The 23,302-nt window shown below is 60.0% G+C and carries 26 protein-coding genes; 10 read left to right on the forward strand and 16 right to left on the reverse strand.

Annotation, left to right across the window (positions count from 1 at the left end):
• Positions 1–30 precede the first annotated feature (30 nt).
• The 11 genes from AC559A_RS07055 to AC559A_RS07105 all read right to left on the reverse strand — a co-directional run bounded on the left by AC559A_RS07055 (position 31) and on the right by AC559A_RS07105 (position 8,378).
• The gene (locus AC559A_RS07055; protein ID WP_498817082.1) at positions 31–873 is read right to left on the reverse strand and encodes a PDZ domain-containing protein; all 843 of its coding nucleotides are present in this window, start codon (positions 871–873) and stop codon (positions 31–33) included.
• Positions 874–1,140: 267 nt separating this feature from the next.
• The gene (gene fliQ, locus AC559A_RS07060) at positions 1,141–1,410 is read right to left on the reverse strand and encodes a flagellar biosynthesis protein FliQ (protein ID WP_028572266.1); all 270 of its coding nucleotides are present in this window, start codon (positions 1,408–1,410) and stop codon (positions 1,141–1,143) included.
• Positions 1,411–1,610: 200 nt separating this feature from the next.
• Positions 1,611–2,411, reverse strand: a complete 801-nt coding sequence (gene fliP / locus AC559A_RS07065) for a flagellar type III secretion system pore protein FliP (RefSeq protein WP_498817083.1) — start codon at positions 2,409–2,411, stop codon at positions 1,611–1,613.
• On the reverse strand, positions 2,350–2,706 hold the full coding sequence (gene fliO, locus AC559A_RS07070; protein ID WP_498817085.1) for a flagellar biosynthetic protein FliO: 357 nt from the start codon (positions 2,704–2,706) through the stop codon (positions 2,350–2,352). Before fliO ends, fliP begins: the two co-directional genes overlap by 62 nt.
• A complete protein-coding gene (fliN, locus tag AC559A_RS07075; RefSeq protein WP_498817086.1) occupies positions 2,699–3,259 on the reverse strand; it encodes a flagellar motor switch protein FliN in 561 nt (186 codons plus the stop codon). Before fliN ends, fliO begins: the two co-directional genes overlap by 8 nt.
• Positions 3,260–3,331: 72 nt before the next feature.
• Positions 3,332–4,309, reverse strand: a complete 978-nt coding sequence (gene fliM, locus AC559A_RS07080) for a flagellar motor switch protein FliM (RefSeq protein ID WP_028572269.1) — start codon at positions 4,307–4,309, stop codon at positions 3,332–3,334.
• Positions 4,310–4,363: 54 nt separating this feature from the next.
• Positions 4,364–4,876, reverse strand: a complete 513-nt coding sequence (locus tag AC559A_RS07085) for a flagellar basal body-associated FliL family protein (protein ID WP_028572270.1) — start codon at positions 4,874–4,876, stop codon at positions 4,364–4,366.
• Between the two features lie 70 nt (positions 4,877–4,946).
• Positions 4,947–5,666: an OmpA/MotB family protein gene (locus AC559A_RS07090; protein ID WP_028572271.1), complete on the reverse strand. Its 720-nt coding sequence runs from the start codon at positions 5,664–5,666 to the stop codon at positions 4,947–4,949.
• Positions 5,667–5,921: 255 nt separating this feature from the next.
• Complete coding sequence (locus AC559A_RS07095; protein WP_051434551.1) at positions 5,922–6,755, reverse strand: OmpA/MotB family protein; 834 nt, start codon at positions 6,753–6,755, stop codon at positions 5,922–5,924.
• Between the two features lie 24 nt (positions 6,756–6,779).
• Positions 6,780–7,541: a motility protein A gene (locus AC559A_RS07100; RefSeq protein ID WP_028572272.1), complete on the reverse strand. Its 762-nt coding sequence runs from the start codon at positions 7,539–7,541 to the stop codon at positions 6,780–6,782.
• Positions 7,542–7,631: 90 nt separating this feature from the next.
• Positions 7,632–8,378, reverse strand: coding sequence for a YggS family pyridoxal phosphate-dependent enzyme (locus tag AC559A_RS07105; RefSeq protein ID WP_498817088.1), 747 nt, complete (start codon positions 8,376–8,378; stop codon positions 7,632–7,634).
• Between the two features lie 198 nt (positions 8,379–8,576).
• On the opposite strand from AC559A_RS07105, the gene AC559A_RS07110 reads away from it, so the two are divergent.
• The 6 genes from AC559A_RS07110 (at position 8,577) to recD2 (ending at position 15,622) form a co-directional block, all read left to right on the forward strand.
• The gene (locus AC559A_RS07110; RefSeq protein ID WP_498817090.1) at positions 8,577–9,773 is read left to right on the forward strand and encodes a pyridoxal phosphate-dependent aminotransferase; all 1,197 of its coding nucleotides are present in this window, start codon (positions 8,577–8,579) and stop codon (positions 9,771–9,773) included.
• A gap of 6 nt (positions 9,774–9,779) precedes the next feature.
• Positions 9,780–11,225 carry an ATP-binding protein gene (locus AC559A_RS07115; protein WP_498817092.1) on the forward strand — a complete coding sequence of 482 codons (1,446 nt, stop codon included), beginning with the start codon at positions 9,780–9,782 and terminating at the stop codon, positions 11,223–11,225.
• A gap of 1 nt (position 11,226) precedes the next feature.
• Positions 11,227–12,612: a sigma-54-dependent transcriptional regulator gene (locus AC559A_RS07120; RefSeq protein WP_498817094.1), complete on the forward strand. Its 1,386-nt coding sequence runs from the start codon at positions 11,227–11,229 to the stop codon at positions 12,610–12,612.
• Positions 12,613–12,686: 74 nt separating this feature from the next.
• Positions 12,687–13,028: a DUF433 domain-containing protein gene (locus tag AC559A_RS07125; protein WP_498817096.1), complete on the forward strand. Its 342-nt coding sequence runs from the start codon at positions 12,687–12,689 to the stop codon at positions 13,026–13,028.
• Positions 13,025–13,387, forward strand: coding sequence for a DUF5615 family PIN-like protein (locus AC559A_RS07130; RefSeq protein WP_498817098.1), 363 nt, complete (start codon positions 13,025–13,027; stop codon positions 13,385–13,387). The genes AC559A_RS07125 and AC559A_RS07130 overlap by 4 nt, the downstream gene beginning before the upstream one ends.
• Positions 13,388–13,417: 30 nt before the next feature.
• The gene (gene recD2 / locus AC559A_RS07135; protein ID WP_498817100.1) at positions 13,418–15,622 is read left to right on the forward strand and encodes an SF1B family DNA helicase RecD2; all 2,205 of its coding nucleotides are present in this window, start codon (positions 13,418–13,420) and stop codon (positions 15,620–15,622) included.
• Between the two features lie 52 nt (positions 15,623–15,674).
• On the opposite strand, the gene AC559A_RS07140 is transcribed toward recD2, so the two are convergent.
• Positions 15,675–16,655 carry an SAM-dependent methyltransferase gene (locus tag AC559A_RS07140; RefSeq protein WP_498817102.1) on the reverse strand — a complete coding sequence of 327 codons (981 nt, stop codon included), beginning with the start codon at positions 16,653–16,655 and terminating at the stop codon, positions 15,675–15,677.
• A gap of 38 nt (positions 16,656–16,693) precedes the next feature.
• Here AC559A_RS07140 and thiD point away from each other — a divergent pair, with 38 nt between their 5' ends.
• Positions 16,694–17,524 carry a bifunctional hydroxymethylpyrimidine kinase/phosphomethylpyrimidine kinase gene (thiD, locus tag AC559A_RS07145; protein ID WP_498817104.1) on the forward strand — a complete coding sequence of 277 codons (831 nt, stop codon included), beginning with the start codon at positions 16,694–16,696 and terminating at the stop codon, positions 17,522–17,524.
• A gap of 114 nt (positions 17,525–17,638) precedes the next feature.
• Positions 17,639–18,094 (forward strand): hypothetical protein, encoded by a 456-nt coding sequence (locus AC559A_RS07150; RefSeq protein WP_498817106.1) that lies wholly within the window; start codon positions 17,639–17,641, stop codon positions 18,092–18,094.
• Positions 18,095–18,194: 100 nt separating this feature from the next.
• Here AC559A_RS07150 and hemC read toward each other — a convergent pair whose 3' ends face one another.
• The 4 genes from hemC to AC559A_RS07170 form a co-directional block, all read right to left on the reverse strand.
• Positions 18,195–19,124: a hydroxymethylbilane synthase gene (gene hemC, locus AC559A_RS07155; protein ID WP_498817165.1), complete on the reverse strand. Its 930-nt coding sequence runs from the start codon at positions 19,122–19,124 to the stop codon at positions 18,195–18,197.
• Between the two features lie 13 nt (positions 19,125–19,137).
• A complete protein-coding gene (locus AC559A_RS07160; RefSeq protein WP_084031997.1) occupies positions 19,138–19,377 on the reverse strand; it encodes an FmdB family zinc ribbon protein in 240 nt (79 codons plus the stop codon).
• Positions 19,378–19,767: 390 nt separating this feature from the next.
• The gene (locus AC559A_RS07165) at positions 19,768–20,370 is read right to left on the reverse strand and encodes a D-sedoheptulose 7-phosphate isomerase (protein ID WP_498817108.1); all 603 of its coding nucleotides are present in this window, start codon (positions 20,368–20,370) and stop codon (positions 19,768–19,770) included.
• 20 nt (positions 20,371–20,390) lie between these two features.
• Positions 20,391–21,161 (reverse strand): hypothetical protein, encoded by a 771-nt coding sequence (locus AC559A_RS07170; RefSeq protein WP_498817110.1) that lies wholly within the window; start codon positions 21,159–21,161, stop codon positions 20,391–20,393.
• Positions 21,162–21,316: 155 nt separating this feature from the next.
• Between AC559A_RS07170 and AC559A_RS07175 the strand changes: the two genes are divergently transcribed.
• Positions 21,317–22,693, forward strand: coding sequence for a TolC family protein (locus AC559A_RS07175; protein ID WP_498817112.1), 1,377 nt, complete (start codon positions 21,317–21,319; stop codon positions 22,691–22,693).
• 85 nt (positions 22,694–22,778) lie between these two features.
• Positions 22,779–23,270 (forward strand): hypothetical protein, encoded by a 492-nt coding sequence (locus AC559A_RS07180; protein ID WP_498817113.1) that lies wholly within the window; start codon positions 22,779–22,781, stop codon positions 23,268–23,270.
• Positions 23,271–23,302 lie beyond the last annotated feature (32 nt).

Below are 23,302 nucleotides of genomic sequence, written 5' to 3' on the forward strand. Positions count from 1 at the left end.
CCGGACGACGGTCAGCAAAATACAAGGGGTCTAATTCAATTCAAGGATAAACGTCTGCATCTGGGAGGCTCGTTGAACATCCAGGGTCACAAGGGAAGACCGGTCCATGCCGGAATAGGCCTGGAGGAGCTGGGTCGGCCCGGTCAGCGCCTGGCCGTTGATCCGGGCCAGCACATCCCCGTTACGCAGCCCGACCTTGTGCAGCAGAGAATCCGGACGGATGCTGAGCACCTGAAAGCCGCTGACCCGGCCGTCCACGGTGAACGGCTTGAAGCTGGCCATTTGCAGCAGCGTATTCGGATCAGAAAGCAGCGGCTGGACGTCCTGCCGGGAAAGACTGACCCGGGTCCCGACGCCGGGAGCGGCCCAAGTCTGCATCTCAGCCGGACGCCCCCCCTCGTCTGCTTCCATTGTTTCTTGCTCGCCGTCCCACAGCGGGACTTCTTCCCGCCGACCTCCGGACGCGAACACCGCGGACCGGGTCCGCACTTCCACCAGTTCCCATCCGTCAAGCACGTCGCCCTGGTCGGCGATCACGAATTCCTCGTCGCGACGCACCAGGGCCTTGGGCCTGGCCCCGGTGACCGTGCCCAACAAACGCCAGTCAAAGGAGGTAGCCGCCGAGACGGGTTCCGGCGAGAGCTGTTCTTGTTCGGGAGTTTCCAATCCCAGGATATTGGCTTCCAGAATCACCGCCGTCCAGGACTCGGAGGCGGCGCTGGTCGTTGCCATCGGACTTGGCGAGGCAAGCTTCGGCGTCGTCTCGGCATGCCTGTTCCACAAGCCCGTGAGCACGAAAGCCGCCGCCAGGCCGAACGCCAACGGCAGAAGCAACCGGAAGGACCGGAGGGAGAACAGCCAGGAAGAATTCACGAAGAGGAGGAGAAAGGGTTCAGGATTTGAGGCACGGAGACAACTAAAACATTCATCCGCTCCGGGCAAGGAGAAACGTTGAGATGACGACAACCGGCCCAAGGCAAACCTGTTCTCATCAAAATCCAAATCGAAATCGAAATCGGGAAATACTGTACATCACTAGATGATTACGCCATCTCTTGGGCATGACGTTCGATTTCGATCACGATTTCGATTTCGATTTCGATTTCGATACCAATTCAGACAATGTATGGATGTGCAGCGCTACCCCACATAGTTCGGCAGGTTCAAAAACAACTCCCGAGTAAAGGTGACCAGCTTGTCCATGATCCAGGGAAAGGAAAACAGCAACGCCAGAAAAATGGAAATGATCTTGGGCACGAAGGTCAGGGTCATTTCCTGGATCTGCGTCGCGGCCTGGATGATGCTGACCAGGACGCCCACAATCAAACCAATACCCAGCATGGGCAGGGCGATCATCAGGGTCAGTTCAATGGATTGACGGGCAAAGCCGATCACGAATTCAGGGGTCATACTGGTCTCCGGGCAAGAGTATCTGGTTGGGGAAAAAGGTTGAATGGTTGAATGGTTGAATGGTTGAATGGTTGAATGGGCAAAAAGCTGATCTAAATGTCAACTTTCCCAGAATCGCCACCATAAATCCGACTTCTGACTCCTGACTCTTGAATTCAGACTCTTGAATTCAGAATTCTGACCCCTGTCTTCAGCCCCAATCACGCAAAGCCGTTCACCAGCGAAAAGATCAGCAGATTCCAACCATCCACCATCACGAAGAGCAGCAGTTTGAACGGCAGGGAGATCATCACCGGGGGCAGCATCATCATGCCCATGGACAGCAGGATGCTGGCCACGACCATGTCCAGGATCAGGAACGGGATGTAGATCAAAAAGCCCATCTGGAAGGCGGTTTTCAATTCGCTGATCACGAAGGCGGGAACCAGGATGATGGTCGGCACCTCGTCTCGGTTGGACGGGCGATCCATTTGGGTGATGGAGTAGAACAGCGAGAGGTCTTTTTCACGGGTGTGCTTGAACAGGAAGGCCCGCATGGGTTGTTCGGCCCGGGTCAGCGCTTCTTGAAAGCCGATATCCTCGGCTAAATATGGCTGGAGCGCCGTGTCGTTGATCTCTTTGCCGACGGGCATCATGATCACGAACGTCAAAAAAATGGCCAGACTGGCCAGGACCTGATTGGGCGGCATCTGCTGCGTGCCCATGGCCTGACGGATAAAGGAAAAAACGATGACGATGCGGGTGAAGCAGGTGGCCGTGAGCAGGATGGCCGGGGCCACGGAAAGGACGGTGAGCAGGAAAAGGATTTCCAGGGCGATGGAAACGTTGTCCGGCTCGCTGGCCCCGCCGCTCAAGGTCAGGTTCAGGGCCGGAGCCCCGGTCTGGGCGGCGGCGAGGCCGGACAGCAGGGGCAGAAGTATCAGGGCGGCAAAGCCGAGCCTAACCGCCTGTGGTCCTGGATTGCTCCAGATGCTTGGAAAAGTCGGCTTGTTGGTGGTCATGGTGCGTCTCCGTGAGCAGCGTTATGGAAGTATCGGTCACTCCCAGCACCATGTCCTTATTCAAATACCGGACCACCACCACGCTCTTGCGCGGCCCCAGGGCCATCTGGCCCACCAGCTTGAGGTCCGCTGGAAGCTGGCGAGTCAACCCGGCCTTGTGCCCGTACCGTTTAAGCAGGTGGAGAACCACGAACAGCAGGGCCAGGACCAGAAACAGGCCCCCGACCATTTTCAACGCCGCGAAGCCGAAGTCCCAGGTCGGGCCCGCGACGGACGGTTCGACTGGATCAGGCAAGTTGTTTCACCCTCTCGATGGGGCTGATGATGTCCGTCAATCGCACCCCGAATTTTTCGTTGATCACCACGGCCTCGCCCCGGGCCACCAGCTTGCCGTTGACGAAAATTTCTAAAGGTTCGCCGGCCAGCTTGTTCAACTCCACCACGGAACCCTGCCCGAGTTGGAGCAGCTCGTTGATCAACAGCTTGGTCCGCCCCAGTTCGGCGGAAACATCCAGCGGGATGTCCAGGATGAAGTCCAGGTCCCGCTTGTTCTTCTCCTTGGGGCTCTTGGCGTCCGACGTCAAATCCTTGAACTTGGGATCCTCGGTCTTGGCAGCGAAGGACTTCTGCTGTTTCTCCTTCTTCAGCTGGGTCTCCTCTTCCATGGCCAGGGCCTTGGCCCATTCGTCCGCCATATCCTCCTGGCTTTCACTTTCTTTCCCGGCCTGGGCGGCGGCTTTGGTGGCCGCCTCGAACGGATCTTCCGGCTCTCCGCCCTCGTCCATATCTTCCAGGGCCTTGGCCCACTCTTCAGCCAGTTTATCCTGGTCCATTGACTCGTCGCTCATGCGGGACCTCGTTTCAGTCTCAGCGGCCGCTTCCGGCTCGCTGGTGATTGTTGATCGTCGATTGAAGCATGGTCAGTATCGAACTTCCGCTTCCTTGACCACCTGGATCGCCCTGTTCGCCTTGACGAAGCCGGGCTGGCAATAGAACTTGTCCACTCCGTGAATTTTCACTTCCAAATGCTGGTCCGTGTCCGTATCCAACAACAAAATGTCACCGATATCCAGATTCAGCAACTGCCGTCCGGTGATGGAAGTCCGGCCCAGAGGAACCACGAGTTCCACCGGGATTTCCATCATTCGTTCCTTAAACCGGGAAAGCCAAGCGTGATCCACCTCCAGTCGCTCGGACTGGAAGGAAGCATAGAGCTTGGAACGGATCGGCTCAATGGTCGAGTACGGCAGGCAAAACACCAGGGAGCCGATGGCGTTCTCCAGTTCCACTTCCATGGAAATCACGACGACCACGTCGCTGGGCGGCACGATGCTGGCGAACTGGGGGTTGATTTCCATGCGCTGAAGCTCAATGCGGACATCATGCACCGGGGTCCAGGCCTGTTCCATGGCGTTGAGAAAAAGCTTGACGACCCGCTCGATCACCGACTGCTCAATGGGGGTGAAGTCTCGGCCTTCGATCTTAGGCTGGGTGCCTTGCCCGCCGAAAAAATTCTCCACCAGGGCGAAAACCAATCTGGTGTCCACGACCAGAATGGCATTACCGCGCAAGGGCTCGATCTTGAAAATGTTAATGCTCGTGGGAACGGGCAAGGAGCGCATGAAGTCCCCGAACTTGGACATATCGATGGACACCGGGTTGACGTCGACCTTCTTGCGCATGGTGTTGGCCAAAGCATTGGAAGACAAGCGGGCGAAACGATCGTTGACGATCTCCATTACCGGCATTCGCCCGCGGATAATTCGGTCCTGATTGGCCAGGTCAAATGAGATGACCCCCGTATCATCGTCGACATCCGCGGATTCGGTCTCGAGTTCTCCGCCGGTCAGCCCTCGCAAGAGAGAGTCGACTTCGTCCTGGGACAGTATTTTGTTCATATGTCGATCATCCGTGCGGAAAACGTTTCTTAGATCCCTGGGCCTCGCCTCGGTTCACTGGACCACGAACTCCGTGAAGTACACGTTGGTCACCCTGCCGCCCCCGACGATCTGGTTCAGTCGCTCCACGATCTGGTTTTTCAAGGTGATTTTTCCTTCCATGCTGGCCAGGTCGGCGAAGGACTTGCCGGCCAACAGGAGAATCACCGCGTCACGAATCCGGGAGTTATTGCGTTGCACGTCGGCGATGGCGGCCCTGTTCAGCACTTCCACGTCCAGGGTCATGCGCAGGAACCGCCTGCCCAGCGGATCAGCCAGGTTGACGACGAACGTATCCAGGGTCACGATCTCCGGAACGAATTCCGTCCGAGCCCCCTGCAGGCCTGCTTGATCCCCTTCCTGTTCCAGGGCACCGTCCTCGGAAACGGCTCCGGGTCCCATCAAAAACCAGTAGGCAGCTCCCCCGCCACCGGCCAGCAGCAGCAAAACCAGCAGCAAAACGATCCACTTCACCTTCGCTCCCTTTTTCTTTTCCTCGTCCACCGGAAGAGCATCTTTTTTCGCCATGCATCACCTCGTCGAGACGGTTTGCGGAACACGAAGAACCGCGGAGCCGTCTTCACACTCATCTGATCTGTTACAATGCGTTCTTGAAGAGAATTTCCACCCGGCGATTCAAGGCCCGTCCTTCCGGGATCCGATTATCCCCCACCGGCATGCGCTCGGCGTAGGCGGAAACGGACAGTTTGGCATCCGGAACCCCGGAAAGCAGCAAAACTTCCAGCACGGCCATGGCCCGCAGGGCGGACAGGGTGTCGTTGTCCATGGTTCTCCCCGGCAAACTGTCCGTGTGCCCGGAAACATTGACGACATTGTGCACGTACAGAACCAACGGGGCCAGTACTTCCAAAAGCCTTTTGGCCGGATCGGTCAATTCATGGCCACCCAAGGGGAAAAGCAATTCGTCCGTCAGCAGAATGGCCACTCCCTCGGGACGTTCCAGAAGTTTCAAATTCTCATCCAACGTGGATCTTGGAATTTCCCGCGGCAGGACATCGTCCGGAAAAAGCAGGTCGCGGATGCGCTGTTCACTGTCCCGGAACTCCCAGGGACGTTCCAAAAGCTTCATCACCTCTTCCACCCTGGTGGGAATCCGTCCGGCCGTCTGTTTGGAAAGAACGCCCATATCCCCTCTGAAAAAGGTCGCGGCATCCATGACCACCTGTCGATCCATGGAGGACATGCTGAGCAGCAGGACGAAAAAGGTCAAGAGCAGGGTGATCAGGTCGGAAAACGTGATCAGCCAACCCATGGGATCGACGCTGACCCCGCCGCCCTTTTTCTTCTTTTTGCCCACGGTCGCTCCGTCCCGGCTCGTTCAGCTAGCTGAGTGTTGAAAAGCCTTTGTCGGCAGTCCGTTCAAAAATCCCAAGTGCAAGAAGCAAGAAAAGCTATTCGGACACGTCCTGTGTCCGGCCCCTCCGGGCTGTGGCTGCGCCACATTTTCGATTGCCGTCCTGGCAATCGAATCAAGGTCGAAGCGTATTTATTGATACGTGAGAGTTTGAACTTTTTGCAGCGACGCAGCAATTGGGAGTTTTTCAACGGACTGCTAAGGTCGCGGGGAGTTGTCCGGCGCATCGGGAAACCGGAAAATAAAGTCCCTGTAAATATATTCCTCCGGCATGGTGCTCGCATCCGGTCGGGCCAAGCGCGGCGTCCAGGTTTCGTTGCGTCGATCCAGAATAAAGTCCACCCTTCTGTTGGCGCGACGTCCTTGCGGCGTTTGCGGGCTTTCCCGCGGCTGGAACCGCCCCAGTCCTTCCATGCGCAGGTTTTCCACGGGAACGCCTTGCTCCAAAAGAAAACGGTACACGCTCATCGCCCGGAACAAGGACAAGGTCCAGGATGGATCCGGAACTTCGTCAGACATCGCCGTCTGGTAGATCGCCTCGAACTCATCCCGCAACACCGAGGTATGCCCGGCGATCTGCACGGGAGCCTCGACCACGCGCAGCACCGGAACCACCTGTCGCAAAAACGCTCTGCCCCCGGGCGATAGGTCCGTTTCTCCGGAGGGAAACAAGACCGCCGTATTCACGCTGAAAATCTGCACGAACCGGTTGCTGACGAACTGCAAGTCCTCCTCGATGTCGTCCCAGAGCAGTTCCTTGAGTGCGGCCAGATCCCGATCCGGGGGAATCGGCCCGGGATGGGCGGATTCCAAACTTTCCTGGACGCCCAGGACGTCCGGCTTGGCCTGAGTCATCCCGAACGTGCCCAGTAACGAACCGAGAGCCAGTCGAATCCTGCGCTCATCCATCAAGGAGGCGTTGGTCACCAGGTAGACGAAAAACGCCATGATCAGGATCATCAAACCCGTGAAGGTCAGCAGCCAACCGGGAGTTTGCGGTGCGGCCTTCTTTTTTTCCCGCTTCTTGCCCATGGAAATATCCGGTCCAGCTCGGCATCAGTCCGACTGGGTGCGCACTTTGGGAGGCAGAAAACCGTTCAATTTTTCTTCGATGATCCTGGGGTTTTCTCCTCGGGAAATGGACAAAATGCCCTCCAGGGCCAATTCCCGGAGCAGCACTTCCTCTTTGCTGCGGGTTTTCAGTTTGCCGGAAAGAGGGTTGAAGACCAGGTTGGCCAAAACCGCGCCGTAGAACGTGGTGATCAAGGCCACGGCCATGGCCGGCCCGATGGCCGACGGGTCGTCCATGCTTTGCAGCATCTGGACCAGCCCGATGACCGTGCCGATCATCCCCAGGGCCGGCGCGTACATGCCCATGGCCGCGAAAATGTCCGCCCCGGTCTCATGGCGTTCCTGCAGGTAGGCGATTTCCGTTTCCATGATGTCCTGAATCATCTGCGGCTCCACCCCGTCCACCGTGAGCTGCATGGCCTTGCGGAGATAAGCGTCGTCGATCTCCTTGAGCAGGGGCTCCAGGGAAAGAATCCCCTCCTTGCGCGCCCGGTTGGCATAGTCCAGAAACTGGCCGATGGTGTCGCCGGGCTTGGGCAATTGATTGAAAAAGCAGTTCTTGACCACGCCGGTCACGCCGAGAATATGGCCCAGCGGGTAGTGGACCAGGGTCGCCCCGATGGTCCCGCCGACCACGATCAAGAGCGAAGGAATCGACACGAACACGAACAGGCTGCTGCCCATCATGATCGCGGAAATGACCAGCCCAAAAGAAAGCACTACCCCGATGATCGTCGCCAGATCCATAAGGGACCCTCAATTCCTTTTACCTCACGCGGCCCCAAACGGCCAGGCCGCGCCCACGTTTTAGATTTTTACTTTTTTCGCCTTCCCTGGTCACGACGCAACCCGCGTCGGGCGCTCGCCGAAAATCCGCGTCCCGATCCGCACCATGGTCGCCCCTTCGGCAATGGCCTGGGGAAAATCATCCGTCGTGCCCATGGAAAGCTCCGGTAACGCGAGCCCGGTCTGCCGCCGTACAGCATCCCGCAGCTTCCTAAGTTCACTGAAGAGGCGCTGCTTATGCGCCAAATCCAATTCAAAGGGCGGCAGTGCCATCAAGCCGCGCAAAGCCAATCCGGACAACCCGCCGACATGCTCCACCAGGTTCGAAAGCTCTTCCGGAGCTATCCCGCCTTTTTGCCGCTCGTCTCCGAGGTTCACCTGAATGAGGACATCCAGCACTTGGCTTTTGGCTTGGAATCTTTCATGCAAATCCAAAGCCAACACCGCATTATCGAGACTATGAAACAGAATAAAGTTTCCGGGCAGGTACTTGGCCTTATTGCGTTGCAACCTGCCCAAAAAGTGCCATCGCAAATCCGGACGACGGATTTCCCGCTGCTTGGCCAGGGCCTCTTGGACGTAGTTTTCGCCGAAGTCGCGCTGCCCCGCTTCGGCCAGGGTCGCCACGGCAGCCGCGGGCTGATACTTGGACACGGCGACGATCCGGACCTCCTCCGGTTTTCGGCCATGGCGGACGGCGAGTTCGGCGACCATTCGCCGGGTTCGCGCATACCGCTCATGCAAATCCGCCGCACACTCCTCGCCCTCATGGACATCCACTCCCGTCGTCACATTCATCCCCCATCCGCCTTCGTTTTACTCCTGACTCCTTTCAAAACGCCCACCTTGAATTGTTCAACCGCGCTGGTCAATACGCGAGCTGAAAAACAGCCCGGCGGGCCTTGTGCTGGGCCGACCTTTGGAGTTACAAAACCGTGTTTCACGGCTTACTACCGGACCATCGCCGTCCGTCAATTTCATTTTTCAGGAGAACCCATGCATATCGCCAAAAAAATTCGCTCCATTCCACCGTCGGCCACCCTGGCCGTGAACGCCAAAGCTCAGGAACTGACGGCCCAAGGAAAAAAGATCATCAGCCTGGCCGTCGGCGAACCGGACTTTCCCACCCCCGAGCATGTCCGCCAAGCGGCCAAGGATGCCCTGGACGAGGGGTTCACCCGCTACACCCCGGTACCCGGCATTCCGGCCCTGCGCAAGACCGTGGCCGGCTACTTCGCCGGGATCGCCGGCCAGGACGAGCTGCCCGCCGAGGCGACCATGATCTGCAACGGCGGCAAGCATGCCCTGTACAACCTGTTCCAGGCCTTGCTGGAGCCCGGCGACCCGGTGCTGATTCCCGCGCCCTACTGGGTCAGTTATCCGCCCATGGTTCTGCTGGCCGAAGGCAAGCCGACCATCATCCCCTCCACGCCGGAGCGGCGCTTTCTGATCACCCCGGAAGACCTGGAGCGCCACGCCCCCCAAGGGGCCCAGGGTGCCCAAGGCGCCAGAGTGCTCCTGCTCAATTCCCCCTCCAACCCCACGGGCTGCCACTATTCCCAGGACGAACTGGACGCCCTGATCGGCTGGGCCCTGGAGCGGGACATCTTCGTAATCTCCGATGAAATCTACGACCAACTGGTCTATCCGCCGGCCCGCCCCAGCAGCGCGGTCTCCTGGTGGGTCAAATTTCCGGACAAGGTCGCGGTGGTCAACGGTCTGTCCAAGTCCATGGCCATGACCGGCTGGCGGATCGGCTACGTCCTGGCCCACCCGGATCTGATCAAGGCCATGGTCCGCATCCAGGGCCAGAGCACGTCCAACGTCTGCTCCATCACCCAGAAGGCCGCCCTGGCCGCCCTGACCGGCCCCATGGACAGCCTCCGGGAAATGCGCGTCGCATTCCAGCGCCGCCGGGATCTGGCCCTGGAGAAGATCGCCTCCTGGCCCGGGGTGGTCTGCCCCAAGCCGGACGGGGCCTTCTACCTGTTCCCTCGGCTGGACGCCCTGTTCACCAAGGACCGAAACGATTCCGCGGCCTTGTGCACGTACATCCTGGAGCGGGCCGGCGTGGCCCTGGTCCCTGGAGTCGCTTTTGGCGACGATCGCTGCGTGCGCTTCTCCTACGCCCTGGACGATGAAACCCTGGTCACGGCCCTGGACCTGGTCCGGAACGCCCTGCTGGACGCGTAATCACCCTTGAAAACCAAGATCACCTTCGGCCCCAGGCCGTTTCAGCCCGTCAAATTCTTGTCATGGAGTTCGCTGGTCCTGATCCTGGCGGTGAACCTGCTGCTGTCCGTGTTCATCGCCAACTCCGCCCGCCAGACCATGCTGGAAAAGAACCAGGAGTTCGCCATTCTGTTGGCCGAAAACCTGAACCATCAGATTTTCCAGCGCTTCACCCTGCCCACGGTGATCGGCTTTGGTCGGATCGAGCTGCGCAATCCTGCCCAGTACGAGCGGCTGGACCAGATCGTGTTGTCCACGATCCACAGCTTCCACGTCCTGGAAGTCCGCATCTACGACTTCGACCACCAAATCGCCTACTCCACCAATCAGGAATTGGTGGGCAAGACCGAGGCCGCGGGCAAGGCCGTGCGGCAAGCCCTGGACCCGGGCGTTTCCAGTTTTGAGCTGGTCAGCCGCGTCTCTTCCTGGTGGGCCATGTTCTCCCTCGAACTGGCCCCGGAAAGCTTCGTTCTGCGGACCATCTACCCGTTGCGGGCCGAGCGCGGGTTCGACCCGGTGACCGGGCCGGGGCCGATCATGGGCGCACTGGAATTCACCCAGGACATCACCGACGACTACGAAGCCGTGCTCCTGTTTCAGCTTATGATCCTGGCCGCCTCCTTCGCCTCGTCCCTGGTGCTCTTCTCCGTGCTCTACCTGATCATTCGCCGGGCCGCCGGGACCATTGCCAAGCGGGCTGAAGAAAAGGAGCGTTTGGAGAGGGAACTGCACCAGAATGAAAAGCTGGCCAGCATGGGACGGACCGTGGCCAGCATCGCCCACGAGATCCGCAACCCCCTGGGCATCATCCGCAGCACGGCCGAACTGCTCATGAAGCGCTCCCAAAACCGCGAGGGAGCGGGAGATCCGCAGCAAACCCGCCTGCTCAAGGCGATTTTCGACGAGTCCCTGCGACTCTCCCAGACCGTGAACGACTTTCTGGACTATGCCCGGCCCAAGGCCCCGAACAAGACCAATGTCGACCTGTCCCATGTCCTGGACCAGGTCCTGGCCTTCTGGGAACACGAGATGGCCGAAAAAGGCGTGGAGGTCCACCGAACCGACACCGCCGGGCTGGCGGTCATGGGTGACAAGGACTTGCTCTACCGAGCCGTCTACAACATCCTGGCCAACGCCCTGCAAGCCATGAACGGCCCCGGGGCCATCCATATTTCCACGCAAAAAGATTCCGCGGGCGTCACGCTGACCATCCGGGACACCGGACCCGGGATCCCTGTGCAGCTCACGGACAAAATCCTGGACCCCTTCTTCACCACCAAGGAAAAAGGTACGGGGCTCGGCCTGTCCATCGTCAACAGCATCCTGCGCAGCCATGACGCCCGGCTCGAACTGGCCAACCATCCCCAGGGCGGCGCGGAAGTCCGAATGTTTTTTCCAGAAGGGGAGAGCTGACATGTCCAACCACGTTCTCGTACTCGACGACGAACAAAACTATCTGCTGCTGCTGGAAACCCTGCTCGGCGACGAAGGCTACACCGTCACCGCTCTCCAGGACCCGGAACTGGCCTTGGCCTATCTGGAGGAATCCGAAGTGGACGTGATCATCACGGACATGAAGATGCCCAAGATGTCCGGCCAGGACGTGCTGGCCCACGTTCAGAAAAACTACCCGCACATTCCGGTGCTGATCATGACCGCCTACGGGTCCATCGATACCGCGGTGGTGGCCATGCGTCACGGAGCCTTCGACTACATCACCAAGCCCTTTGCCAACGATGAAATAACTCTCTCCGTGCGCAAGGCCGCGCAACTGGCCCAAGCTCAGCGCCGCTACAGCCTGCTTTCCGAGAACCTGGAGCAACGCTACGGCGTGCACCAGATCATTGGTCGGAGCAAGGCCATGCGGCGGGTTCTGGACATGGTCGACCGGGCCGCGCCCAGCAAGAGCACGGTCCTGATCACCGGGGAATCCGGGACCGGCAAGGAACTCATCGCCAAGGCCATCCATTTCACCTCCCCGCGCAAAAAAGGGCCGTTCATTTCCGTAAACTGCATGGCCCTGAACCCCGGAGTCCTGGAAAGCGAGCTGTTCGGCCATGAAAAAGGCTCCTTCACCGGAGCCGTGGCCCGCAAGCGCGGCCGCTTTGAACTGGCCCACGGGGGCACGCTGTTTTTGGATGAAATCGGCGAATTGTCCCAGGATTTGCAGGTCAAGCTCCTGCGCGTGCTCCAGGAGCGCAGCTTCGAACGGGTGGGCGGATCCGAGCTCATCAGCGTGGACATCCGGATCGTCACGGCCACCAACAAGGACTTGCAGGCCTCGATCCAGTCCGGCCAGTTCCGCGAGGACCTCTTCTACCGCCTGAACGTGGTCCAGGTTCCCCTGCCGCCCCTGCGGGAGCGCCGGGAGGACATCCCGCTGCTGGCGGCCCATTTTCTGAAAAAATTCTCCGAGGAAAACGCCGGAGAAAATGCCGGTCACGTCAAAGGCTTCACCGCGGACGCCATCGACTATCTCACGGCCTACGAATGGCCGGGCAACGTCCGGCAACTGGAGAACGTGGTGGAGCGCTGCGTGGTCATGGCCGGGGACGAGATGATCCGGGCGGACGACCTGCCGCCCGAGATCAAGGACGAGGAGGCCCAGTTCAAAAGCGCCGTGGACCTGCTCCCGGCCCGTCTGAACCTGGCCGACACCCTGGAAAAAATCGAAGCCGCCCTGATCCGCCGCGCCCTGGTCCACACCAACTTCGTCCAGGTCAAAACTGCGGACATGCTCGGCATCTCCAAGAGCCTGCTGCAATACAAGCTGAAAAAGTATAAATTGACGGGGAATTGACAGTGATTTGAGAAAGCCTCGTCCTGAAAAGCGACAATACCTACGCATCGAAACAAGTCGCAAGGAGGACCGCCATGAAACAGTTCAACAGCCTTGATTTCTTTGATTTTATCACGGACGGAGACATTCGCGTCAAAGGTACCCGGGTAGGAATCGAAACCATTTTGGAAGATTACCTGAACGCCTTCAGTCCGGAAGAAATCTCACTTCGCTACCCATCGGTCTCCCTGGAGGAGGTTTATGCGACCATCACGTTCTATCTCCATAACCAAACCGAAATCGATCGCTATCTCTCCGCCTGGAAAAAGTACGCGGAGGATGAGTGGAAAAACCAGCAGCAAAGCCCATCCCCCTTGGTCCGTCGGCTTCAAGCAATCAAAAAAAATCATGAAGCCCTTCACTCTAAAGCCGCATGAATCCGCGCAAATTTCTCATCGACGAAAATACCGCCAGGGCTCTTGCCGACCAGCTCCGACGCCGGAAACCGGAGCTGGTCGTCATGATGGTCGGTGATCCCGGTGCGCCTCAAAGAGGAACCTTGGACCCGGCGATACTTGAATGGATCGAGGACCACGGATTTACCCTGATTACCAGGAACCGCAAATCCATGCCGGACCATTTACGTGAGCACCTTCAGCAAGGACGGCATGTGCCCGGAATCATAACCTTGCGTCCCAGCTCATCATTCGCGGAAGTCATTGACGATCTGATCTTGATCTGGGAAGCAACGCAACTCGAAGAATATCAAGACCAGATTCTTCACATACCTTTGTAACCGACCTCTTCGTCTCCAGCGCTTTCAGTGATGCCTCTTCCCAGCCACACCCAACCGACCAGCTCCGTCACCCTGAATGCCGAGGTCAACGGCGTGACCTTCTTCAACCCGGAGAACGGCTACGCCGTGCTCCGGATCAAGGTCCGGAACGAACCGGGGATTATAACCGCGGTGGGCAACGTGGTCCAGGTCAAACCCGGAGAGACGCTCAACCTCTCCGGCCGGTGGAAGGAGCATCCCAAGTACGGACGACAGTTCCAGATCGAAACGGCCGAGCCGCTGCTTCCGGCCGGGGTCAACGCCATTCGTCGCTATCTGGCCTCCGGGCAACTCAAGGGCGTAGGCCCGACCCTGGCCGAGCGGCTGATCAAGCAGTTCAAGGACAAGACCCTGGACATCATCGACACGGACCCGGACCAGCTCCTGCGGGTGGACGGCATCGGTCCGTCCAAGTTGAAAAAAATCGTCCAGTCCTGGGAAGAGCAGCACCATGTCCGGGCCCTGATCCTTTTTCTCCAGGAACACGACGTCTCCCCGGCCCTGGCCGCCCGCATCCATCGCCATTACGGCCCCCAGGCCCTGCACAAGGTGCGCGAGAACCCGTATGATCTGGCCTACGAGGTCCACGGCATCGGTTTCAAGACCGCGGACGTCATCGCTCTGAAACTGGGGTTTGCCCAGGACTGCCGGGAGCGATTGGAAGCGGCCCTGATTTTCGTGCTCTTCCAGTTCAGCGAATCCGGGCATCTTTTCGCGCCACTGGACGAACTGCTGGAAAAAACCTCCGCCCTGCTGGGCGGCACGCCGACGGAAAGCCTTCACGGGGCACTGGAGGTGCTCAAGGAGCGCAAGCGGGTGATCCTGGAGGAACTCCCGGCCCAGGGACTGGGCACGGTGGTCTACCTGGGCCATTTTCACCGCTGGGAAAAGGAAATCGCCCAACGCCTGCAAGCCCTGATCGAGCACCCCACGGGCCTGGACGCCAAGAAACTGCGCGTCGTGCTCAAGCAGCTGGAGGCCCGGCACCGGATCACCCTCTCGCCGCAGCAGCGCCAGGCCGTGGAGGACGCCTGTCTGAACAAGGTCTTCATCCTCACCGGCGGCCCGGGCACGGGCAAGACCACCATCACCCGGTTCGTGGTCGAAGCCATTGCCGAGCTGGGCATCACGGTCAAGCTGGCCGCGCCCACGGGCCGGGCCGCCAAGCGCCTCTCCGAGGCCACCCGCACCCCGGCCTCCACCCTGCACCGCCTCCTCCAGTACGCGCCGGATGGCGGTTTCGCCATCAACGACACAAAAATGCTCAAGGCCGGCATGCTGGTGGTGGACGAGGCCTCCATGCTGGACTGCCACCTTTTCCTGGCCGTGCTCCGGGCCTTGCCCATGACAGCACGCCTCGTTCTGGTGGGGGACGTGAACCAGCTTCCCTCGGTGGGACCGGGCAACGTCCTGGGCGACCTGCTCCAAAGCGGCGCCCTGCCCAGCACGGAGCTGACCCACATCTACCGCCAGGCCCAGGAAAGCATGATCGTGGTCAACGCCCACCGCATCAACCAGGGCCAGTTTCCGCTCCACTCGCCCAAGGCCGCGCCGGAAGCCGATTTTTTCTGGATTGAACAGGACGACGCGACACGGGTCCAGGAAATGATTCTGCGGATGGTCTGCGAGCGCATCCCGGCGGGTTACGGCCTGGATCCGCGCCAGGACATCCAGGTGCTCACGCCCATGCACAAGGGCGAAGTGGGCACCCAGCAGTTGAACGCCCTGCTCCAGCAGCGGCTCAATCCCAGCGGCCGGGAGTTCGCCGTGGGCTTCCGCAAGCTGCGGGTGGGGGACCGGGTGCTCCAGACGCGCAACAACTACGACAAGGACGTATTCAACGGCGACCTGGGCTGGATCGCCTCGGTGGATATGGAAGAAGGCCAGGCCGTGGTGGCATTCGACGGCCGGGACGTGACCTACGAACTGACCGAAATGGACGAACTCAACCTGGCCTACGCCGTGAGCGTGCACAAATCCCAGGGCAGCGAATATCCGGCCGTGGTCATGCCCCTGCTCACCCAGCACTTCCTGCTCCTGCAGCGCAACCTGATCTACACCGGCCTGACCCGGGCCAGACGCTTGGCCGTGATCCTGGGCGGCAAGAAAGCCCTGGCCATCGGCCTGAAAAACGCCACGGCCCGGACACGGTACACGAATTTGGCGCACCGGATCATGGAGATGATGAATGGGTGATGGGCTATGGGCTATGGGCTATGGGCTATGGGCTATGGGCTATGGGCGAGGTTCAGACTATGCACACCCAGGTCAATTCGTGCTTGTTGTGCGCGAGATGCAGGAGGCGGGAGTGGGGGATGGACCGGAACCGGTCGACGACCTGGAAGTCCGTCTCTCCCTGGAACTTGATGGTGCAGACCATGTTCCGGACCGTCCCGGCGTCCAGCCAGCGGCGGACCATGGCCAGCAGGCGCTCGGGATAGCAGACCACGTCCGAGAACAGCCAGTCCACCGGGCCAAAGGCTTGTGGGTCCTGGGCAAAGGCGCTTTCAGCCCGAAAGGTGATCCCCGGTAGTCCGGCCAGTCGGGCATCCAGCGGGGCCTTGTCCACGCTGATCACCCGTGCGCCCAACTCGTGCAGCACCCAGGTCCATCCGCCGGGGCTGGAGCCCAGGTCCAGGCAGAGCTGACCCGGCCGGGGACGCCGGTCCAGCAAGGTGAACACTTCCCACAGCTTCAAATAGGCCCGACTCGGCGGGCCGGTCTTGTCCTCCGCGAACAGCGCCTCGCCGTGGGCGAACGGACTGGAGCAATGGGGAGAAGCCAGCAGGGTGGTGTCGTCCAGCAGGGTCCAGGAACCAAGCGGGAGCTTGGGCAACGGGTCGCCGAAGACCAGGGGCCGGGAAGAGGGACCGCGCAGCCGTTGCTGGATCAAGCGGGCCCGACCCCGGCGCGGCAGGTGTTCGTCGTACAAGGCCCAGCGCGGCCCCAACCCCTTGAGCGCGGTGGCGGCCTGGGCTATGGACGTGAAGGGGATCACCCGAAGATCGTGCCAGATATTTTGCGCCCAGGCCGGAAGAACAGTGGCCGGAAGAGCAGTGGCCGGAAAAACAGTGATCGGACGAACAGCCACCGGATGAGCAAACGGCGCGGCGCACAGCGCCAAGCGTCCCAAGACACCTTCCACCGCGCCCAGTTCCCGCAGCAGCTCGGGCAGAAATCCCTCGGGCGCGAGATACCCGACGCCGCCTCGCGGCACCGCGAATCCCATCAGTCGTCCCAACCAAGCACACTCAAGGAGTTCACTCCATGTCCATCCCGCCCTGCCTCCTGACCATCGCCGGTTCCGACTCCAGCGGCGGCGCCGGCATCCAGGCCGACCTGAAAACCTTCACCGTTCTGGGCGGCTACGGAGCCTCGGTGCTCACCGCGCTCACGGCCCAGAACACCCAGGGCGTTCAGGACATCCTGCCCTTGCCGGAAGCCTTCGTGGTCCAGCAGCTTCGTTCGGTTCTGGACGACCTGCCCATTGCCGCGGCCAAGACCGGAATGCTCTTTTCCGCGGACCTGATCCGCGCCCTGGCCCGGGAACTGAACAACAAATCCTTTCCTCTGGTGGTGGACCCGGTCTGCGTGAGCAAAAGCGGCCACAATCTGCTTTTGCCCGAGGCCGTGGAAACCCTGAAGACGGTCTTCCTGCCCCTGGCTGACCTGATCACCCCCAACCGCCCGGAAGCGGAACTGCTGGCCCAGGTGACCATTGCCGACGAGACGGACGTCCCCGAGGCCCTGGAACGCCTGCTGGCCCTGGGCCCCAAAGCCGTGCTGCTCAAGGGCGGCCACTTCTCCGGCGACATCCTCACGGACTGGCTGGCCGTACCCGGCCAAAAGCCGCGCGCCTTCCAGCACCCACGGCTGTCCAACCAGAACACCCACGGCACGGGCTGCACCCTCTCCGCGGCCATCGCCGCGGGCCTGGGCCGCGGACAGGACCTGGAAACCGCCGTGGGCCACGCCGTGGACTACATCCACGAAGCCATCCGCACCGCATATCCCCTGGGCCGAGGCATCGGACCGGTCAATCATCTGCATCCGCTCTCGGCACTGGACGCTGGGCAGACGGATCCCGCACTTGCATAACGGAAGATGCTTCAGTATGCACTGACTTGAAATCATCGAGAATGTGTCCCAAAATACGTTCGCTTATCAACGCCGAAACCACGAAAGACTGGCGACGGCACCAGGAGGTGGGCCATGGATTGGGAAAAAGGAATGGAAAAGCTCCGTGACATGATTGTTGGTGAAATGCGGCAGGAATTCAAAGAGTTCAAGTCAGCGGTAACCGGAGAGTTGTCCGGATACCGCATTGCCCTGGAATCTCTCTCGGCTCGCATGACGAACATGGAAAACGAATTGCGCGCAACCCGCACAGACCTCACCAGCAGAATCGAAAACGTACGTACAGAGATTTCCGACAAAATCGACGCTGTTCGGTCAGAGCTGAAAGCGGAGATAGACACGACAAGGACGGAACTGAAAGCGGAGATCAGGGAGAACACTCGACGCATTGATACCTGCAACAACCGCATCGACGCTCTGCAATTTGAATTTATCCAGGTCAGGGAGAGACTGGACAAGGCAATCTCTCAGAAAGTTCTGGTCGAAGACCTGGCTGTCCGCGTCACCAGCCTCGAAGCCAAAGCCGCCTGAATCAAAGGCTCCGCCCGTCCCCACCCCCAGGAGGGAGCATCGCTCCCTCCTGACTCCTGACTCCTGACTCCTGACTCCTGAATTCCTGCCTTCTGCCCCCTCACGCCCCATACACCTCGGCCAAAATCTCCCGCCCCCCGCGATCCAGAATCGCCTGAGCCACCCGGCGGCCCAGTTCTTCGGCGTCCCGGGGTTTGTCCGTGGCCTCTTCGAGGATCAGGGTCCTGCCGTCCACGTCGGCCACAAGCCCGCGCAGGGTGATCCGGTTCGGGGCGCTGACGTGGGCGTACCCGCCAATGGGCACCTGGCATCCGCCCTCCAGAGTAGCCAGAAAAGCCCGTTCCGCCCGGACGCAACAGTGGGTGTCCGGGTGGTTCAAAAAACCCAAAAGTTCCACCAGATCCTCGCGGTCCTGGGCGTATTCCAGCCCCAACGCCCCCTGGCCCACGGCGGGCAGAAACAGCGGCGGCCCCAACGGCGTGGACTTGGGAACGCTGAGTCCAAGGCGGTTCATCCCGGCCTGGGCCACGATGATGGCGTCGTAGTCCCCAGCCAGCAGCTTGTTCACCCGGGTATCCAGATTGCCGCGCAGGTTCAGGATTTTCAGGTCCGGACGCAGCGCCAGAAGCTGACAACGCCGACGCAGGCTGCTGGTGCCCACCCGGGCGCCCTCGGGCAGACCGTCCAACCCGTCGTACTGCACGGACAACAGGGCGTCGGTCATGTTTTCCCGTTCCGGGATGACCCCCAGGACCAGCCCTTCCGGCAGTTCGGCCGGGACGTCCTTCATGCTGTGCACGGCCAGGTCGGCCCGTCCGTCAAGCAGGGCCTCTTCGATTTCCTTCACGAACAACCCCTTGCCGCCGACCTTGGCCAGGGGCACGTCCTGAATCTTGTCGCCCATGGTTTTGATGAGCAGCAGTTCCACTTCCAGCCCGGGATAGCGCTCCAGCAACCGGCTCTTGACGTGCTCCGCCTGCCACAAAGCCAGCTTGCTGCCCCGGGTCGCGATGGTGATGCGTTCCAACATGGCCATGCCCATCTCAATGGCACCCGGCGCAACTGGACGCCGAGCACCCGGAACAGGATGAGCCGGAACCGGAACTTGCCGGTGCCGCCGAACCTACGGCGTCGCCCCCGCCGCCGGATTTATGCCGGCACCGGGACATCAGCTTGCCCGTTCTGGCTGATCCGCAATGCGGACAGATCACTTTGGGGTCCCCAAAGACCAGTTCCTCGAACTCTTTCTCGCAATCATCGCACAGATATTCATAAATCGGCATATTCTCTCCTTGATGGACGCTTTGTTCTCGCCCGGCGTCTTTGATATCGAGCTTATTCGAATTCCCGTTCCATTTATGATGCGTACACCCAAGGCAGCACGAATCGAAATCCAAATCGAGATCGAAATCGTAATCGAACCATGACACACTTGAATGTATGCACAATTTGTCCGGGCAATCGAAGACCACAAAAAAAGACCTGGATTCCGGCCTTCGCCGGAATAACTGATAACAGCAAGGCCTTCCCGCAAAGTCACCCGGCGCAGGCCGGGGGCCAGGCGAGTTCTCCGAGTGCTTGAGTAATTTCACTGAATTTCTCGATTTCGATCCCGATCTCGATTTCGGCTCCAAAAGTCGAGTTGCTCAAGCAATATTTTACGCAACGAACCGTTACCCTTCCCCAAACAGTATTTCATCCGTCACCAAGCACAACAAGTGCCCCACCGTGATGTGAATCTCCTGAATAAGCGGCGTCCGACGCGAGGGCACGGCCAGCAGATAATCGCACAGCCCCTGCATCGCGCCGCCACCCTCGCCGGTCAGACCGATGGTGATCATGCCCAAGGCCCGACCGGCTTCCAGGGCCGCGACCACGTTCGGACTGTTGCCGGAGGTGGACAGCCCCAGCAGCACGTCGCCTTCCCGGCCCAGAGCCTGTACTTGTTTGGCAAAGACCAGATCGAAGCCGAAATCGTTGCCCACCGCCGTCAGGATGGAGGTGTCCGTGGTCAGGGCCAGGGCGGGAAGCGGACGACGGTCGATGAGAAACCGGTTCACGAATTCCGCGGCCAGGTGTTGGGCGTCCGCGGCGCTGCCGCCGTTGCCGCAAAGCAGAATCTTGCCTCCCCGGGCCAAGGCCCCGGCCAGAACATGCGCCAGCCGCACCACCTCTTCCCCCTGCGCGGAGAAAAAGGCTTCCCGCAACGCGTCGCCCTCGGCCACGTACGTTTCCAACCGTTCAAAATCGCGTCGCAATACGTCATCATTATTCATGGCCAATCGCCTCGCCCCGGTCATGGTTGTACCTCCAACGGTCTTTCGCTTCGTTCGTCATCGCTGCCGGTGACGGACTCCTTCCCCCCAACGAGAGCCAGCCCTTCTTCCTCGGCCCGGACCGCTTCCCGCTCCCAGCCCCCCAGCATGAGACTTTGCGCGGCGAGGTGGTACATTTTTTCGGGACGACCTCCATACAGGGCAGAGATCAAAGCTTGGTAGTCCTGGGCAAAAGCCATGCGTACCAGGCTGTTCTGGTCATAGAGCAGACGGGCCAACAAGGCGTTGTCCCCGTGCTCCGGCAAGTAGCGAATAAACAGTTGCCGACTGGACGAGATAATAAACCGAATCCTGGCCACCTCGCGGCGCATGCTTTCCCGGGTTTGGTCGACCACCTTGGAGAGCTCCCCGACGATGCCCCGCTCTTCCGGACGCAGCCCGATCTGTCGAAACTCCAGAAACCGTCCTCCGTAGATCTCTCGTTGGTAAGCGTCTTCCTTCAGTTTCATGGTTTCATGAAAAATATATCCCAGACACCACCCCAGCAACTGACCGTGGACGTCCGCGTCCCGGTCCGTGCGAAACAGATGATGCGCGGTGTCTTTCAATCGCCAGAGCAGCCCCTTGTTCATCTCCACGCCCAACACTTCCCGCAGAACCTCGAAGTCCAGGCGTTCCTCGGCGTCAAACATCCTGAACTGGTTCTCCAGAACCTGCTGACTCAGGCAAAAGTCGCGCAGAATGTCTCGGACGAATTCGGATCGTTTTGACCGTATCCAGGCTCGGAACATGACGTATGCTTGCTCGTTTATGGTTGCGAAGTTGACGACGCTTGGGGCGACGGACGATTATTGACCGATGCCTCTCGACTAGGATAGTCGGAGGGATGTCGCGAAGGACGCGAATGTGTAACCTCAAGCCGGTAAAAAATCAAAAGAGCTTGTCCATGAAAATGCAATCGTTTTTTCCGTCTTTTTTCTTATTTTTCTTGTCCGCCTTGTTTTTCGTCGCTTCCCCGACCCCGGGCCAAGCCATGGAACCAGCCGGCGCTCCGGACGCGATTTCCCCCGACGCAATTTCCTCGGACGTCCTCGTTCCCAACGCCTTCACCCTGGAACAAGCCGTCCGGCAAGGTTTGCGGGCCAATCCACGGATGGCCGCGGTTCGCGCCGCCCTCCGCGGAGCGGAGTTCGGGGAAATGTCGGCCAAGTCCGCTTTTTACCCCACTTTCTCAGCCAACTATGGCTTTGGCTACGATGACAAACCCTTAGCTGGCGGAGACAAGGACACCTGGACTCTGAACATCAACCTCAGCCAGCCCGTGTTCACCGGCTGGCGACTGCTGAACACGCACCAAAAAGCCCAATTGACCGTGGAACGAACCCAGGTCGAAGTGGAGAACATCGAGCTGAACCTGATCCTGCTCATTCAGGAACAATTTCTGGAGTTGCTCAAGGCCAGGGAGAACGTCCGCAGCGCCCAGGACTCGGTCACCCGCCTGCAGTCCCAGTTGCAAAACGCTCAGGCTTTTTTCGACGTCGGACTGCGGCCCAAGTTCGACGTGCTCCAGGCCGAGGTGGACCTGGCCCGGGCCGAACAGGACTTGCTCATCGCCCAAAACGCCGTGGCCACCCAGATCGCCCGTCTGAACACCCTGCTCAATCTGGACCTGTCCACCGAAACAGACTACGTCGGCGAACTCACCTATGTGCCCTATGCGCCCCAATTCGAGGAATCCCTGGAAACCGCGTACCGGCTGCGCCCGGACATCATCCTGGCCCTCAAGGCCGAGGAGATCGCGGACAAGGACGTTGAAATCACGGCCAGTGACCTCTATCCCCAAGTCTCCGCGGACCTGGATCTGTACAGCCGCGGGACTGACCCCACTGTTTCCGGTACCGACTCACGGCCCGATCCCTGGTGGACCGCCGGCGTCAATATGCGCTGGCAGGCCTTCGACTGGGGCCGGACCCGCTACGCCACGGAACAGTCCCGCCAAAACGTCCTCCGGTTGCGCGAAGAGACGGCCAACCTGCGCCTGGAAGTCTCCTTTGCCGTCAAATCCCTGCATCTCAAGCTGGACGAAACCGCGGCCCGCATCGCGGTGGCCAACAAGGCCCTGGAAGAAGCCCGAGAAGGTTTTCGCATCGCCCAAGCCCGATTCCAGGCCCAGGTCGGCACCAACACGGACGTCCTGGACGCCCAGGCCCGCCTGACCCGCGGGGAAGCCGACCTGACCGACGCCATGGCCGACTACCAACTCACCCTGGCCCGCCTCTTCGCCGCCACCGGGGAACGCAATCCGGGGTTGGTGGTCCCGTAGCGAGCCCAGACAAGCCAATCAGACAAGCAAATCAGGCAAGCGAATCGGACAAGCCTGTCGGGCACGCCAAACCGAGGATACATCCATGCAAACGGATCAGATCACCCAGGAAATCCTCTCCAGCCCAGCCTTTCGGGACCTGCTGGACAAGCATGTCGCGGACAGCCTGGCCGCCTTCGTGGAACTCCAGGAAAAGCGCGCCGGCCAGGCCTCGCTCATCGAGCGGATCGTCCGTGTCGAGGAGGCCCAGCGCTCCCACGAAGCCCTGACCCGGCTGCTCCTGGAGCAGATCAACCTGCGCTTCGAGGAAATGCAGAAGTACATGGACAGCCGCTTCGAGCAGGTGGAAAAACGTTTCGAACAGATCGACAAGCGTTTTGAGCAAATAGAAAAGCGACTTGAACAGGTGGATAAGCGATTTGAGCAAATAGAAAAACGTTTTGAGCAGATGGATAAGCGCTTCGAGCAGGTGGACAAGCGCTTTGAAGCCCTGACCCGCCGCCTGGACCGCTTCATGATCTGGTCCCTGGGCCTGGTCGCCTCGTCCACGGCCCTGATCATCACCATCTTAAAGTAGCCATGCCGTCACCGGCTCCGCCCCATCCTTCA

This window comes from Desulfonatronum zhilinae (assembly GCF_900182865.1).
In the GTDB taxonomy this organism is placed as follows: Bacteria; Desulfobacterota; Desulfovibrionia; order Desulfovibrionales; family Desulfonatronaceae; genus Desulfonatronum; species Desulfonatronum lacustre.